This is a genomic window from Labedella endophytica (genome assembly GCF_003990045.1).
Classification (GTDB): Bacteria; Actinomycetota; Actinomycetes; order Actinomycetales; family Microbacteriaceae; genus Labedella; species Labedella endophytica.
The window spans coordinates 669363-684132 of sequence record NZ_RZGZ01000002.1 but is presented as its reverse complement, the minus strand read 5'-3'; the positions used below and the strand labels follow the sequence as shown (position 1 = coordinate 684132).

Here is a 14770-nt window from a genome sequence, read left to right as displayed (position 1 = left end):
TACGTTGGGCCTGGTGCCGGCGGAAGGAACCGAACATGAGCATGGAAAGCGCAGCATGGAGCTCGCTGTACAAGATCTCGAGCGCTCGGGACGGTAAGCACGGCTTCTCCCGTGAGTCCGTGAAGCGAATCATGACGTTCGCCGTGCCCTACCGGGCCAAGCTGGTGATCTTCATCGCCCTCTCCATCGTGGGAGCGTTCCTCGCGGTCGCGACGCCGGTGCTGGCCGGCCAGGTGGTCGACGTGATCGTCGGCCAGGGGGCGGTCTCGACGATCGTGTGGCTCGCCGTGATCATCGCCCTCGTGGCCGTGGCCGACGCAGCCGTGTCACTCGTGACGCGCTGGTACTCGGCCCGGATCGGTGAAGGCGTGATCCTCGACCTCCGCACCGCCGTGTTCAACCACGTGCAGAAGATGCCCATCGCGTTCTTCACCCGCACACGCACGGGCGCCCTCGTGAGCCGCCTCAACAATGATGTGATCGGCGCTCAGCAGGCCTTCAGCGGCACGCTGTCCGGCGTGGTCACGAACCTCGTCGCGCTCATCCTCACCCTGATCGTCATGCTCAGCACGTCGTGGCTCGTGACCGTCCTCGCCGTGATCATGCTTCCCCTCTTCCTCATCCCCGCGCGCCGCATGGGCAGCCGCCTCGCATCACTCCGCCGCGAGGCCGCGGACTACAACTCCACCATGAGCACGCAGATGACCGAGCGGTTCTCGGCGCCTGGCGCCACCCTCATCAAGCTGTTCGGTCGGCCCGACGAGGAGGCCGAGGAGTTCCGCGTCCGCGCCGCCCGCGTCCGCGACATCGGTGTGCGCACCGCGATGCTGCAGTTCGTCTTCGTCACCGCGCTGATGCTCGTCTCCGCTCTCGCCCTCGCGCTCGTGTACGGGCTCGGCGGCTTCCTCGCGCTCGCCGGCCAGCTGGACACCGGCGAGGTGGTCACTCTGGCGCTCCTCCTCACCCGCCTGTACGTGCCGCTGACGGGCCTCGCGAACGCGCGCGTGGAGATCATGAGCGCGGTCGTCAGCTTCGAGCGCGTCTTCGAGGTGCTGGATCTCAAGCCGCTCATCCAGGAGAAGCCCGACGCCGGCACCGTTCCGGACGGGCCGGTGTCCGTGGAGTTCGACGACGTCCGCTTCGCCTACCCGTCAGCGGACAGGGTGTCGCTCGCCTCCCTCGAGGAGGTCGCGACCCTCGACACCCGCGGCGGCGAGGAGGTGCTGCACGGTGTGTCCTTCCGGATCGAACCCGGGCAGACCGTCGCGCTCGTGGGCACCTCGGGTGCCGGCAAGTCCACCATCGCGCAGCTGCTCTCGCGCCTGTACGACGTGGACAGCGGCGCCGTGCGCCTCGCCGGCACGGACGTTCGCGATGTCACGTTCGCGTCGATGCGGCACACCCTGGGCATGGTGACGCAGGACGGCCACCTGTTCCACGAGACCATCCTCTCCAACCTGCGCCTCGCCCGACCCGAGGCCACCGAGGACGAGGTGTGGGACGCCGTGCGGCGGGCACGGCTCGAGCCGCTCATCCGCTCCCTGCCCGACCAGCTGGACACCATGGTGGGGGAGCGCGGTTATCGCCTCTCCGGCGGTGAGCGTCAGCGCATGACCATCGCCCGGCTCCTGCTCGCCCAGCCGCGCGTGGTCATCCTCGACGAGGCGACGGCGGCTCTCGACTCGACGTCGGAGGCCGCCGTGCAGGCGGCGCTCAGTGAGGCGCTCGAGGGACGCACGGCCATGGTGATCGCGCACCGCCTCTCCACCATCCGCAGCGCGGACATGATCCTCGTGATCGAGGACGGCTCCATCGTGGAGCGCGGCACGCACGACGAACTGCTCGCCGCGGAAGGGCGCTACGAGGAACTGCACCGCACGCAGTTCGCGGTGCAGAAGAACGTCGCGGCGGAAGAGGAAGCGCTCAGCGGGTCCTAGTCGACCCTTTCACCCTCGACGAGCTTGCCAGCGCGGCCACGCGCTCGAGCGAGAGCGTCTGCGACTGCGCTGTTGACCGAGTCAGGGTCGATGGCGCCGGTGTATCGGCGTCCATCGATGAAGAAGGTGGGGGCTTGAGTGAGGTGCATGTCGTGCCCCTCATCGACGTCCTGGACGACTCGTTCCGATCCGATCGTGTGCGTCCAGTCGTGCTGGAAGCGGCGAAGGTTCAGCCCTGCGGCCGCTGCGGCGCGTTGAATCTGCCGTTCGGTGCGGATGGGCGCCTCTGCGAGAAGGGCGTCGCGCATCTCCCAGAACCGTCCCTGTTCTGCTGCGGCTTCGTTGGCGAGGGCCGCCGACTGTCCGAGCGGCTCCTCCAGTGGGAGGTGGCGGAACGTGTGGCAGACATCACTGCCGAAGCGGCCGATCATCTCGTGGCGCATCTCGGTGGCTCCGGGTGCGAATGGCGTGGCGTAGTTTCCGTACTCCACCACGGTGATGATGGCGGCCGACGCATCGCCCAACACGGGGTCTCTGTCGGGATCGAGCGGGCGGAGAAGGCGGTCGCGGTTCGGGAATCGACGCCGCTCCCGGCCGCTCAGGATGGAGAAGGCGATCGCACCGAGGATCGCCGCGAGCGCGGTTGCAGCGATGACTCCGATCTGGGCGCGGCTGACGTCGGTCGGGTCGTCGAAGGCGAGCTCGACGACGAAGAGCGAGATGGTGAAACCCATCCCCGACAGCAGACTGACGCCGAAGATCTGGGATAGGCGCAGCGAGGGACTCAGGGCGTCGGGGCGCACGCGCGTCATGATCCAGGTGGCGACGGTGATGGAGAGAGTCTTGCCGACGACCAATCCGATGATGATCCCCCAGGTGAGGCGTGATGTGAAGGCGTCGAGGAGCGAGTCCTGGGTGATCCGGACTCCGGCGTTGGCGAGGGCGAAGATCGGGAGGATGAGCCAGGTGACGTAGGGGGTGAGGGCGTTGTAGGCGCGTTCGTTGATCGAGACCGCACGGGCGAGCGAGTTCTCTGCGGTCCGGGCGTAGCGTGCGGTGGGTGCCATCTGGAAGGCGCGGACGTGGTCGTGGGCGCGGCGGATATCGTCGAACCGCGTGGCGAAGATGGGCAGGAGCAGAGCTATGGCGACGCCGGCGAGAGTGGCGTGGACGCCGGAGAGCAGGAACCCGATCCAGACCAGGATGGAGGGCAGCAGGTAGAGCGCTCCCCTCCACACGCGCGCGAAGCGCATCAGCGCGATGATTCCGAGTCCTGCCGCGGCGAGCAGGAGCGGCAGGGGAGTGAAGTCATCGGTGTAGGCGAAGGCGATGACGCCGAGGGCTCCGACGTCGTCTGCGACGGCGAGGGTGACGAGGAAGACGCGGAGCGCGGGTGGCATGGCCCGGCCCACGAGGGCGAGCAGGCCGAGGACGAACGCGGTGTCGGTGGAGACCACGACGCCCCACCCATCGACGGAGCCGCTGCCCCAGGTGATGGCGACATAGATGAGCGCGGGGACGACGAGACCGGCGACGGCGGCGATGAGGGGCACGCTGGCGCGACGCCAGTCCCGAAGCTCGCCGAGTTCCAGCTCGCGGCGGACCTCGAGGGTGACGTGGGCGAAGAAGAGGGCCATGAGCGCGTCGTTGACCCAGTGCAGGAGATCGAGATCGAACGTGAACGAGCCGATCTCGAAGCCGAGCGGGAGGTGCCAGAACGCCTCGTAGTTCGAGTCGGGAAGATTGGCCCAGACGAGCGCGATGATCGTGCCTGCGAACAGCACGAGCGCGCCGCGGAGTGCCTCAGGACTGTTTCGTAGACGGGTGAGCGCGGTGCGCTTCTGACGCGTCGCGGCGCTCACGAGGAGACCTTCTCGGTCGGCAGAAGCAGGGCTTCGGCGAGGTTTGCCCCGTGCGGGAGGCTCGCCGCGAGAGCGACGACGGCCGCGATCGTCTCAGGGGTGACCGGTGAGGACTCGCGGGATCGCGGTCGCGACGGCTGAGAAGCGAGTTCTTCCCGGCTCACCTGGTTGGGATCGACCCCGAATCCGGGCTCGATGATGTGGACTCGCATTCCTCGGGGACCGTACTCGTACCTCAAGGTGCGGGCGAGCTGCTTGATCGCGGCGGAGACGGCATTGAAGACGGCGAACCGCGGGGCGTGGACGTCGGTGCTGACCGCCCCGATGAACACCATGTCCGCCGGTCCGCCGTGGTCGGCCGCGGTGAGCAGTGGTTCGGCGAAGGCCTGGGAGGCATGGAGGAGGCCACGGAGGTTCACGTCGATCATCTGGGCCCAGTCGCCGGGCACGCCGTCCTCGAACGCCGAGCCGCTGATGACACCGGATGAGACGACGAGGAGATCGACGTGCCCGAAGTGTTCGATGGCTGCACGTCGAGCGTCGTCGACGTCGAGTGGGGAGGTGACGTCGGCGACGGCGGGCATGATCCGGTCACCGCCGCCGAGTTGCTGGTGCATCTGATCCAGTCGTTCGCTGTCGCGCCCGACCATCACGATGCTCGCGCCGGCGCGAACGAATTGGGTGCAGATCGCTCGTCCGATCCAGCCTGTCGCCCCGAAGACGACGGCGACCCGGCCGGTGAGCGGACCGGGTACGGTCATGTCGCTCCCGCCCGTTTCCATTCGGGCGTTCACAGTGCGTATCCTCCGGATGCCTGGATGTCCTGGCCTGTGATCCAGGCGGAGTCGTCGGAGACGAGGAAGGCGATGACCTTTCCGACGTCGGCCGGTTCCCCGAGCCGTCCGAAGGCGGTCTTGGCTGCGATCCCGTCGATCACCTGAGGGAACCGCTCGAAGGCGTTGTCGCCGAGGCGGGTGCGCGTCGGGCCCGGGGCGATCGAGTTGACGCGGATCGCCCGGCCGCTGAGCTCCTTGGCCAGGAAGCGGGAGGCGACCACGAGTCCACCCTTCATCGCCGCGTAACCGGAGTACCCGGGTTCGGTCTCCCCGGGACGCGCAGCGCTGCTGGACGTGTTCACGATCGCCCCGCCGTCCTCTATCAGGGGCAGGAGTGCCTGGGTGAGGAAGTACGGGCCCCGCAGCAGCACCCGGTAGTACTCGTCGAAGGCATCCTCGGTCATCTCCTCGAAGGCCATGCCTCCGCCGAAACCGGCGTTGTTCACCAGGCCGTGAATGCGCTCCGCGTTCCACTCCCTTCGAAGCACCCCGGTGAGAGCATCGGCGAAGTCGGGGAAGGTCTCGCTGCGACCGATGTCGAGCGGCAAGGCGACGGCAGTGCCTCCACTGTCTCGGATCACCGCGACGGTCTCTTCGGCACCGGCAGGACGTGCGTTGTACGTGATGACGACACCCATTCCGCGGGCGGCGATCTCGATGGCTGCACCGCGTCCGATGCCGGAACTCGCTCCGGTGATGACGACGATCTTCTGGTCGGTTGTCTGTTCGTTCATGGTTCAAGCCAAGCGCCAGCTCCCCGGAAGACGGTAGGGGAATCGAACCGACTCCTTGCACGATCCTGCCGACCTCGCGGGAAACCGACGCCCGGGTATGGATTTGCTGTTTCACTCGTCGTATGTCCTTCGAAGAGTTCCGCACGCTGGTTGCTCGCCACGCCCCGGTTGGCATCGGCACGACAGCGATCCCGGGTGTCGTCGTGTCGCGAATGAACCACGGAGGGTCGCAAGACGAGTCGACCACCGGCACGATCCTCGCGGTGGTGGCGCAAGGCACCAAGCGACTCTCCGTCGGCGGAGTCGTGCACGACTACGGCGCCGGCCAGTATCTGGTCGCTTCCGTGGATCTCCCCGTGTCTGGCCACTTCACCGACGCCACCCCCGAGCACCCCGCGCTCGGATTCGGGTTGCAGTTGAGGCCTGAGATCATTGCGGAGCTGATGCTCACGTCCGCTGCGGCAGACTTCCCCCGTCCCGCCCGCGGCGAGTCATCCCCGCCGGCCATCGCCGTCGGAGACACCTCGGAACGCCTGCTCGATGCCACCCTTCGTATGCTCAGGCTCCTCGATCACCCTCGAGACATCCCCGTGATCGCGCCGATGATCGAGAGGGAGATCCTCTGGCTGATCATGTCGGATGAGCAGGGCGCCACCGTCCGGAATCTCGGCCTCGCCGACAGCAGCCTCAGTCGGGTCCGCCACGTCGTTCGATGGATCCGGGAACACTTCGCCGAGGCTCTCCGCGTCGATGAGCTCGCAGAACTCGCCCGAATGAGCCCGTCGGCGTTCTATCGAGCGTTCCACGCGGTGACGTTGATGAGCCCGATCCAGTATCAGAAGAGCATCCGACTGCAGGAGGCGCGATTGCGCCTGATCGCCGACCCCGGCGACATCGGCGCGATCGCCTATGCGGTCGGCTACGAAAGCCCCTCGCAGTTCAGCCGCGAGTACCGCCGCGAGTTCGGAGCCTCCCCGAGCGAAGACGCCGCCTCGCTGCGTGGCGCGGTGAGGCGATAGCCGGCGAGGGCTGCACCGTACCCAGTTCGCGGTGCAGAAGAACGTCGCGGCGGAAGAGGAAGCGCTGAGCGGGTCGTAGTCGGTCAGCTCGGCGCCCGCGCCGCGGAGGTCAGGACGCGATGAGCCCGGCTCCGAGGTTCGCCACCGCGTGAACGAGGGCGCCGGGAACAAAGCTGCCCGAGCTGTTCCGTAGCCATCCCAGGAGCCAGGCCGCCGCGAACTGCACGGGCAGGATCGGCCAGAGACTCACATCGATGAGTAGGAGCGCCGCGTGGGGAACGAGGAACACCGCGGACTGCAGCAGGTTGCCCCACGCGAAACCGAGCCGCCTGATGAAGACACCGCCGAGAAGTCCTCGGAAGAAGATCTCCTCGCCGAGGGCACGGAGGACGACCCCCAGTGCGGCCGCGACCGATGTCACCGTCGCCACCGATACCCCGGGCGTGGATAGCGCCTCCGCCGGGATGAGGATGATGGCCAGGTATCCGAGGAGGCCGAGCGGGACCAGGAGCACGAGCGCCCAAAGGTAGGAGGCACGCGAACCCCACGTCGCGCCGAGCCGATCGGCCGCGAGTCCTCGTCCGAGGCGCATGCGGCGTCCTTGAACCAGGAAGTAGATCGCCGACGGAATCAGGAAGAGGATCAGTTCGGCCACGCGCCGAGCCTAACCTGAGCCGTCGACGCACCTCGGCGATCGTAGAGTGGGACGGTAACGCATATGGAGGGGGACGCAATGACGGATGAGTCGACGATCCAACGGGGGGACTACAACCCCGGACCGCGAGTAGGAATCACCTTCTCCACGTTCGATCTGCTGCACGCCGGGCACATCATGATGCTCGCCGAGGCGAAGCGTCAGTGTGACTACCTCATCTGTGGGCTCCAAATGGATCCGACCCTCGATCGCCCCGAGAAGAATGCGCCGACGCAGACGGTGGTCGAGCGGTACATCCAGCTCCGGGGATGTTCCTACGTGGACGAGATCGTGCCGTACTCGACGGAGCAGGATCTCGAGGACATCCTCCGATCCTTCAAACTCGACGTGCGCATCGTCGGCGATGAGTACCGGGACCGTGACTTCACGGGGCGCGCATACTGCGAGGAGAGTGGCATCGAGCTGTACTTCAACGGCAGGGACCACCGTTTCTCCAGCTCCGGCCTCAGAAAGATCGTCGCAGCCAGGGAGGCCGAGCGGGTCGCCCGAGCCTGACTGTCACGCTTCGGAGAGCCAGTCGAGCACGTGGTCGTTGAACCACTCCGAGCGTTGGAGAGGGACCCGAGATACCGTGCTCCTGTGGCGATTCGACCCCTGACATCAGCCGATCGGCCTCTTCTCCGCAGGCCCACGCTCGCGAACATGAATTGGAACGGGCTGCGCTTCACGTTCGAGGACGTCGACGCGGCCCCCGAGATCTCGCACTACTTCACGAACTTCCCGTCGGAACGCGACGTCGGACTCGCTCACCACGACGGAGACGAGATCACAGCCGTCGCCTGGCTCGTGTTCCTCCCCGCGACGAACCCCGGGTACGGATTCGTCGATGCCGAGACACCCGAACTCTGCATCACGACGTTCGACGGCCACCGCGGCCAGGGCATCGGCAGTGCTCTGCTCACTGAACTCATCTCGCAGGCTCGCAGCCGCGGCCTCCCGGGCATCAGCCTCAGCGTGGAGGACGGGAACGCTTCTCGACACCTGTACGAGCGCACCGGCTTCGAGGTGGTGGGACGCAACCAGGGATCGGACACGATGTATCTCGCCCTGAGCTGAGGACCCAGACCAGGTGAGTATTCGCGCGGGTTCCTGAGACGATCAACAGGTGACCGCTCTCAATCCCGTCTCCGTCATCGCTGCCGGCCGCCGGCACTCGGTCGGCGTCACAGCGCACGGTTCTGTGCTCACCGCCGGCCGCCCTTCCTCGGAGGAGCGGCGAGTGGAGGCCTGGACAGACGTCGTCTCGGTGGCCGCCGGAAACGTCCACACGGCTCGGAACACCGGGCGTTCGCACACGGTCGGGTTGCGTGGAGACGGCACCGTGCTGGCGACGGGCTGGAACAACGAGGGGCAGTGCGACGTCGACGGATGGAGCGACGTCGTGAGTATCGCGGCCGGTTGGCGGCGCACTCTCGCCGTCCGCGCAGACGGGACGGCGCTCGCTGCCGGTCGCCGAAACGAGAGCGCCGCCGATGTCGACGCGTGGCGCGAGGTGGTCGCCGTCGCAGCGGGCGACTGGCACTCCATCGGTCTCCGAGCCGACGGGACCGCCATCGCCGTGGGGAACGACCGGCGAGGGCAATGCGTGGTGGCCGGCTGGCGTGACCTCTGCGCCATCGCCGCCGGCTCCCTCCACACGGTCGGCCTCTCGCGGGACGGCCGAGTACTCACGACCGGTGACCCGATGGCGGGCGTCCAGGAGGCGTCGTCGTGGCGAGACGTGACGGCCGTGTCGGCGGGCAGCTATCACGTGGTCGCCGTGCAGGACGGGGGACGAGTCGTCGCCGCCGGCGACAACAGCCGCGGGCAATGCGACGTCGCCGCGTGGCGTGACGTCGTGGCTGTGGCCGCGGGTTCCACCCACACGCTCGGCCTCCGATCCGATGGAACCGTCCTCGCGGCCGGCAACGACGATGACGGCCAGTGTGATGTCGCGGACTGGCGGTTGAGTCCGGCCCGCTGAGGGCGGAACTGCGACTAGCGTCGAACGGTGATCGACACTCCTCAGCTGAGACTCCGCCGCTGCCGACCCGCGGATGCGGATGCTGTCTTCGCGTACCGATCCCGTGCGGACGTTGCCGCCCACCTCAGTGCGGGCGCGTGGACCCGCGAGCACACGGTGCGTGAGCTCGCGGCGTACGAGAGTGCACCCTTCGACGGGCCCGGAGATGAGCTCGTCCTCCTGGCCGAGACCCGCGACGACGCATCGGTCGTCGGCGAGGTCGGCCTGGTCTGGCTCGCGGAACCTGATGGCGTCGCGGAGATCGGATACGTGTTCAACCCGGAATTCGGTGGCCGGGGCTTCGCCACCGAGGCCGTCTCAGCGGTGATCCGTTGGGCACTCGACGAGCGCGACTTCTCCCGTGTGACGGCCGTCACCGATGCAGCCAACACGGCGTCGCGAGCTTTGTGTGATCGGGTCGGGATGAGTCTCGTCACGACCTCTAGGAGCACCGATGGTCGCGGCGTGGTCGAATGCACGTATGCGATCGGTGGACTCGCTCCCGCGTGACGCGTCGCAGGTCCTTCGCGTTGAGCCCTGGCATCGCATTATTCGTTGGCTTCGCGGTGTCGGACTGCCAAGCTGTCGAGCATGACGACGTCGGGCAAGAACGCAACCGGACTCTCCGTGACCGCCGTCGCGGGAGTCCTCGCCTACGGCTTCGTCCTCCTGTTCGCACCGGCCGGGCAGCCCGCCGACATCGTGGCCGCTACGCCCGCAGCTGAGCCTGTCGTCGAATCGACGCCCGACGTCGAACTCGCCGAGGCGACAGAATCGGCTGAGCCGGCCGACCCCTTCGAGCTTCCCGACGGATATGTGGATGTCGGCCACGGTGAGGCGATCCCTGCTGGCGGACATGGCGACTGTGAAGCGTCGGCCTACATCTGGATCGGCAGCGACAACGGCGAGCCGGTGCACGCCGAGATGGAGGGCGCGGACCTGGTCGACATGGGGCCGCAGGAAATGGCCATGGGTACGGTCGAACCCGACGAACAGGGGCGGCCGTTGATGTACACCGTCGCTCCCGGTGATGTTCTCGCCGTGATCGGATACCGCTTCTGCCTGTATTACGGCGGGTCGCTCGCGTTGCTGAATAACTATCCCGGCGGCGCGGAGATCCAGCCCGGCGACGTCCTCATCCTGAATGCGGATTACGCGACCGACTTCGTGTACCCCTACTGAGGCGGAGAAAGGCTGTCGCCGACGGACCGACAGCACCGGAGCGGGGTTCGGCAGGCTCGTAGACTCTGAGCTGTGCAGGGACGTCGAGCGGGGCTGGATCTCATCCGCGGGGTGGCGATCGCGCTCGTGCTCCTCCGTCACGCGTGGCCTGCGACGTTCGGCTCGGCGGGGATCGTCGGCGTCGTCGCGTTCTTCGCGCTGAGTGGGTACCTCATCACCGGGCTGCTGATGGCCGACGTCGAGCGGCACGGTCGCGTCCGCTACGGCCGGTTCTACCGTCACCGCGCACTCCGGCTTCTGCCACCGATGATCCTCATGCTGGCGGTGCTCGCGGTCGTTACGGTGGTCGCCGATCCGCTCGGAGACCGGGACGGGCTCGCGCGTGCGCTTCTCGTGGCGATCACCTATACGGGCAACCTCCCGATCGCGCTCGGCAGCGAGGCGATCGGCCACTTGTGGACGCTCGCGACGGAGGAGCAGTTCTACCTGATCTGGCCGCTGCTGCTGTCGTTCGCGATGAGGCGCGGTCGCGTGCGCACGGTGGTCGTGCTCTCCGCGGCGGCGATCGCGGTCGCGCTCGCCGTCTCCATCGCGCTCAACGCCCCTGACTTCTCCCTCATCTACCGGTACCCGGCATCCTGGGCCCTCGCGATGGTGATCGGGGCCGCCGCTCGCCTCTGGTCGGCGCCGATCGCCACGATGCTGCCGACCGGGCGAGCAGCCCGCGAGTTGCTCGGGATCGGGGCGGTGCTCACGCTCGGTGCGCTCGCGTTCCTCCCGGCGGGCAAGTACTCGGTGTGGTCCTACGTGCTGCTCGGCCCCATCGTCGCCCTGATCACGGGGGTGCTCATCCACGTGTGGCAGGACTGGCGCGAGCTCCCCGCCCGGTGGCTGCGACCGCTCCACGCGCTGGGTGTGATCTCCTACGCCGCCTACCTCTGGAACTTCCCGATCACCCTGTGGGTCGCGTCGATCACGGACGCCCCGTGGGCGCCGGTCCTCGGCATCGCCGTCACCATCGCGGCGGCGACCATCAGCTGGTGGACCGTCGAGGTGCCGGCGCGGCGCTGGCGGCGGCGGCTCGACGAGCGGGCGGGGGAGATCGCGACGCGCGAGATCGCGCCCGAGCCCGCGGCTCGCGGCGCACGCGGACGGTAGTCCTCAGCGCCGCGCGAGCTGTGGTGGCGTGGGTGGGAATATACCCCCAGGGGGTACTGTTGCGCCGGGTAGACCGACGAGAGGACCGATCATGGTTGACCCGCACGCGCAGCAGGAGCAGTCTCAGACGATGTCCGATGCCCACCAGTCACACGACCACTCGCAGCACACGCCGACGCCCGTCGGACAGGGCAGCCACGAGGGCCACGGCGGACACGAGAGCCAGGGCAGCCACGAGGGCCACGGCGGCCATGCGGATCACGTCGGTCAGTTCCGGCGACTCTTCTGGGTGATGCTCGTCCTCGCGGTTCCCGTCGTCGCGTTCAGCGACATGTTCGCGATGATCCTGGGATACGACCTGCCGGACGTCGCGGTTCTCGCCTGGGTGTCTCCCGTACTCGGCACGGTGATGTACGTCTGGGGTGGCCGTCCGTTCCTCACGGGAGCGGTCGACGAGGTCCGTCGCCGTCGACCGGGGATGATGCTGCTGATCGGCCTCGCCATAACGGTGGCGTTCGTCGCGTCACTGGGAGCGAGCATCGGCCTGCTCGATCACGCTCTCGACTTCTGGTGGGAGCTCGCCCTCCTGATCGTGATCATGCTGCTCGGTCACTGGATCGAGATGCGCTCGTTGGCGCAGTCGGCATCGGCCCTCGAGTCGCTCGCCGCATTGCTGCCCGACGAGGCGGAACGCATCGACGGCGACGCGGTGGTCACCGTTTCTCCGTCCGATCTTCGGCGCGACGACGTCGTGATCGTCCGTCCCGGTGGCCGCATCCCCGCGGACGGCGAGGTGGTGGAGGGAACCGCTGATATCGACGAGTCGATGATCACGGGGGAGTCCCGCCCGGTCTCGCGGGGACCGGGAGCCACGGTCGTCGCCGGAACGGTCGCCACGGACACAGCGCTCCGCGTGAGAGTGACGGCGGTCGGTGACGACACGGCCCTGGCGGGTATCCGTCGCCTCGTGGAGGAGGCGCAGAACTCGACGTCCCGAGCCCAGCGGCTCGCGGACACGGCGGCCGCGTGGTTGTTCTGGTTCGCGCTCGGCGCCGGTGTCATCACGGCGATCGTCTGGACGCTTCTCGGAATGCCGGACGAGGCCGTCATCCGCACGGTCACCGTGTTCGTCATCGCCTGCCCCCACGCACTGGGCCTCGCGATCCCTCTCGTGGTGTCGATCGCGACGGAGCGTGCGGCACGAGGCGGCGTCCTGGTGAAGGATCGCCTCGCGCTGGAGGGCATGCGGAAGGTGGACACCGTCCTGTTCGACAAGACCGGCACGCTCACGAAGGGTGAGCCCACCGTCACCTCCATCCGGATCGCCGACGACGCCGGCCTCGCAGAGGACGAGATCCTCGCCATCGCCGCAGCCGTGGAGAGGGACAGCGAGCACCCGCTGGCTCGCGCGATCGTCGGTCACGCCGAGCGACGCGGCCTGACCCTGCCGACGGCGACCGGGTTCGAAGCGTCGACGGCCGTGGGCGTCACCGCCACCGTCGACGGGCGCTCGCTCAGCGTCGGCGGACCCGGGATGCTCCGCGCACACGGCGTCGATGCCCTGTCGGGTCTCGACGACTGGGAGCGCGACGGACGGATCGTCCTCCACGTCCTGCGAGACGGAGTCGTCGTGGGCGCGCTCGCCTTGGCGGACGAGATCCGCGAGGATTCGCGCCAGGCGATCGCGGCGCTGCACAGCATCGGGATCCAGGTCGCGATGATCACGGGGGATGCCGAGGCGGTCGCGCACTCCGTCGCCGAGGAGCTCGGAGTCGACCGGGTGTACGCCGGTGTCCGCCCCGAGGACAAGGCGGCGAAGGTCGCCGAACTGCAGGGGGAGAAGCGGACGGTCGCGATGGTGGGTGACGGCGTGAACGACGCTCCGGCGCTCGCTCGAGCCGACGTCGGAATCGCCATCGGCGCCGGAACCGATGTCGCGATCGCGTCGGCGGGAGTCATCCTCGCGTCCGACGATCCCCGATCGGTGCTCTCGGTGATCGAGCTGTCCCGCGCCAGCTACCGGAAGATGAAGCAGAACCTGTGGTGGGCCGCCGGATACAACCTGCTGTCCGTTCCGTTGGCCGCCGGCGTGCTCGCGCCCATCGGTTTCATCCTGCCGATGTCGGTCGGGGCCCTGCTCATGTCGGCGTCGACGGTCGTGGTCGCACTCAACGCCCAGTTGCTCCGGAGACTCGACTTGAGCCCGGAGGCGAGCGCCGCGGCGGCGTTCGCCCGGGGTGACGCAAGCGCCGGCTGACACGGCCGTGGCGCTCAATCGTCGAGGTGGTCCTCGTCGAGCACCATTCCCACTGACGTGGCGCAAGAATCACCGCGCCAGGCCTCGAGCCCCTCTCGGATCGCGAAGGCCGCGATCACGAGGCCGGCGACGGCATCCGCCCACCACCACCCGAACGCGCTGTTGAGGACGAGTCCCATGAGCACGGCGGCGGACAGGTACGTGCAGACGAGGGTCTGCTTGGAGTCGGCCACGGCCGTGGCCGAACCGAGCTCGCGGCCCGCGCGGCGTTCGGCGAGAGAGAGGAACGGCATCACGACCACGCTGAGCGCGGTGATGACGATGCCGAGGGTGGAGTGCTCGACGTCTACACGGCCGACGATCGCGAGGACCGAACTGGCTGTGACGTAGGTGGCGAGAGCGAAGAAGGCCACGGCGATGACGCGCAGGGTGCCCTTCTCCCACCGCTCGGGATCGCGTCGGCTGAACTGCCAGGCCACCGCGGCGGCGGAGAGGACCTCGATCGTGGAGTCCAGGCCGAAGCCGATGAGCGCGGAGGACGAGGCCGCGGTGCCGGCGGCGATCGCGACCACCGCTTCCACGAAGTTGTACGCGATGGTGGCCGAGACGATCCAGCGGATGCGGCGTCGGAGGACGTGTCGGCGGTCATCGGCCAATCGAGGAGTGGTCGCCGTCATGTGCAGGTGCAGCCTTCTCCGGCGCAGCAGTCGGGTTCGACGTAGAGGACGACGTCGAGCAGATCGTCGAGGGTCTCGGAGAGGCGCGAATCCGCGAGCCGGTACCACGAGCGACGCCCGTCGGGCACGGCCTCGACGAGTCCGCATCCGCGGAGGCACGCGAGCTGGTTCGACATCACCTGGCGCGAGACGCCGAGGGCATCGGCCAGGTCGGAGGGGTGTGCCGGTGCCTCGCGGAGGGCGAGGAGGATGCCGGCACGCGTGCCATCTGAGAGGGCGTGGCCGAGGCGGGCGAGCGCCGCCGTGTGGGTCGCAGTAGCAGTGGCGGTCACGGTCGTCATGCCGGTAACAGTACACGCATCAATGAATTAACGACATCATGTATCGTCCG

The 14770-nt window shown here is 68.1% G+C and carries 15 protein-coding genes; 9 read left to right on the top strand and 6 right to left on the bottom strand.

Annotated elements, in window-relative coordinates; translation table 11 throughout:
- Positions 1 to 35: 35 nt before the first annotated feature.
- Positions 36 to 1937, top strand: a complete 1902-nt coding sequence (locus ELQ94_RS06800) for an ABC transporter ATP-binding protein (protein ID WP_127048510.1) — start codon at positions 36 to 38, stop codon at positions 1935 to 1937.
- Here ELQ94_RS06800 and nhaA read toward each other — a convergent pair.
- From nhaA to ELQ94_RS06785, 3 genes are read right to left on the bottom strand one after another with little or no spacing between them, the layout of a single operon-like run.
- Positions 1934 to 3799 carry a Na+/H+ antiporter NhaA gene (gene nhaA / locus ELQ94_RS06795; RefSeq protein WP_127048508.1) on the bottom strand — a complete coding sequence of 622 codons (1866 nt, stop codon included), beginning with the start codon at positions 3797 to 3799 and terminating at the stop codon, positions 1934 to 1936. The two genes, ELQ94_RS06800 and nhaA, sit on opposite strands and share 4 nt — an antisense overlap.
- Complete coding sequence (locus ELQ94_RS06790; RefSeq protein WP_166404673.1) at positions 3796 to 4560, bottom strand: SDR family oxidoreductase; 765 nt, start codon at positions 4558 to 4560, stop codon at positions 3796 to 3798. Before ELQ94_RS06790 ends, nhaA begins: the two co-directional genes overlap by 4 nt.
- 29 nt (positions 4561 to 4589) lie before the next feature.
- Complete coding sequence (locus ELQ94_RS06785; RefSeq protein WP_127048504.1) at positions 4590 to 5369, bottom strand: SDR family NAD(P)-dependent oxidoreductase; 780 nt, start codon at positions 5367 to 5369, stop codon at positions 4590 to 4592.
- Here ELQ94_RS06785 and ELQ94_RS06780 point away from each other — a divergent pair.
- Entirely contained in the window at positions 5354 to 6388 is a 1035-nt protein-coding gene (locus ELQ94_RS06780) for an AraC family transcriptional regulator (protein WP_243696898.1), read from the top strand. The two genes, ELQ94_RS06785 and ELQ94_RS06780, sit on opposite strands and share 16 nt — an antisense overlap.
- A 109-nt stretch (positions 6389 to 6497) precedes the next feature.
- On the opposite strand, the gene ELQ94_RS06775 is transcribed toward ELQ94_RS06780, so the two are convergent.
- Positions 6498 to 7043, bottom strand: a complete 546-nt coding sequence (locus ELQ94_RS06775; protein WP_127048502.1) for a CPBP family intramembrane glutamic endopeptidase — start codon at positions 7041 to 7043, stop codon at positions 6498 to 6500.
- Between the two features lie 78 nt (positions 7044 to 7121).
- Here ELQ94_RS06775 and ELQ94_RS06770 point away from each other — a divergent pair, with 78 nt between their 5' ends.
- The 7 genes from ELQ94_RS06770 (at position 7122) to ELQ94_RS06740 (ending at position 13702) form a co-directional block, all read left to right on the top strand.
- Positions 7122 to 7598 carry an adenylyltransferase/cytidyltransferase family protein gene (locus ELQ94_RS06770; protein WP_127048500.1) on the top strand — a complete coding sequence of 159 codons (477 nt, stop codon included), beginning with the start codon at positions 7122 to 7124 and terminating at the stop codon, positions 7596 to 7598.
- Between the two features lie 147 nt (positions 7599 to 7745).
- Positions 7746 to 8159, top strand: coding sequence for a GNAT family N-acetyltransferase (locus tag ELQ94_RS06765; protein WP_127048498.1), 414 nt, complete (start codon positions 7746 to 7748; stop codon positions 8157 to 8159).
- 49 nt (positions 8160 to 8208) lie between these two features.
- Entirely contained in the window at positions 8209 to 9066 is an 858-nt protein-coding gene (locus tag ELQ94_RS06760; RefSeq protein WP_127048495.1) for an RCC1 domain-containing protein, read from the top strand.
- A 27-nt stretch (positions 9067 to 9093) separates the two neighbouring features.
- Positions 9094 to 9615: a GNAT family N-acetyltransferase gene (locus ELQ94_RS06755; RefSeq protein ID WP_127048493.1), complete on the top strand. Its 522-nt coding sequence runs from the start codon at positions 9094 to 9096 to the stop codon at positions 9613 to 9615.
- 81 nt (positions 9616 to 9696) lie between these two features.
- Entirely contained in the window at positions 9697 to 10287 is a 591-nt protein-coding gene (locus ELQ94_RS06750; RefSeq protein ID WP_127048491.1) for a LysM peptidoglycan-binding domain-containing protein, read from the top strand.
- A 72-nt stretch (positions 10288 to 10359) separates the two neighbouring features.
- Entirely contained in the window at positions 10360 to 11445 is a 1086-nt protein-coding gene (locus ELQ94_RS06745; protein WP_127048489.1) for an acyltransferase family protein, read from the top strand.
- A gap of 91 nt (positions 11446 to 11536) precedes the next feature.
- Positions 11537 to 13702, top strand: a complete 2166-nt coding sequence (locus ELQ94_RS06740) for a heavy metal translocating P-type ATPase (protein WP_208007574.1) — start codon at positions 11537 to 11539, stop codon at positions 13700 to 13702.
- Positions 13703 to 13716: 14 nt separating this feature from the next.
- Here ELQ94_RS06740 and ELQ94_RS06735 read toward each other — a convergent pair whose 3' ends face one another.
- Positions 13717 to 14379, bottom strand: a complete 663-nt coding sequence (locus ELQ94_RS06735) for a cation efflux transmembrane domain-containing protein (RefSeq protein WP_127048486.1) — start codon at positions 14377 to 14379, stop codon at positions 13717 to 13719.
- On the bottom strand, positions 14376 to 14720 hold the full coding sequence (locus ELQ94_RS06730) for an ArsR/SmtB family transcription factor (protein ID WP_127048484.1): 345 nt from the start codon (positions 14718 to 14720) through the stop codon (positions 14376 to 14378). The genes ELQ94_RS06735 and ELQ94_RS06730 overlap by 4 nt, the downstream gene beginning before the upstream one ends.
- Positions 14721 to 14770 lie beyond the last annotated feature (50 nt).

Bases quoted from the DNA above. Each gene is read 5' to 3' on its own strand.
- ELQ94_RS06770 (WP_127048500.1), top strand. From the start codon at position 7,122: ATGACGGATGAGTCGACGATCCAACGGGGGGACTACAACCCCGGACCG.
- ELQ94_RS06735 (WP_127048486.1), bottom strand. From the start codon at position 14,379: ATGACGGCGACCACTCCTCGATTGGCCGATGACCGCCGACACGTCCTC.
- ELQ94_RS06790 (WP_166404673.1), bottom strand. From the start codon at position 4,560: ATGACCGTACCCGGTCCGCTCACCGGCCGGGTCGCCGTCGTCTTCGGG.
- ELQ94_RS06765 (WP_127048498.1), top strand. From the start codon at position 7,746: ATGAATTGGAACGGGCTGCGCTTCACGTTCGAGGACGTCGACGCGGCC.
- ELQ94_RS06800 (WP_127048510.1), top strand. From the start codon at position 36: ATGAGCATGGAAAGCGCAGCATGGAGCTCGCTGTACAAGATCTCGAGC.
- ELQ94_RS06740 (WP_208007574.1), top strand. From the start codon at position 11,537: ATGGTTGACCCGCACGCGCAGCAGGAGCAGTCTCAGACGATGTCCGAT.
- ELQ94_RS06730 (WP_127048484.1), bottom strand. From the start codon at position 14,720: ATGACGACCGTGACCGCCACTGCTACTGCGACCCACACGGCGGCGCTC.
- ELQ94_RS06750 (WP_127048491.1), top strand. From the start codon at position 9,697: ATGACGACGTCGGGCAAGAACGCAACCGGACTCTCCGTGACCGCCGTC.
- ELQ94_RS06785 (WP_127048504.1), bottom strand. From the start codon at position 5,369: ATGAACGAACAGACAACCGACCAGAAGATCGTCGTCATCACCGGAGCG.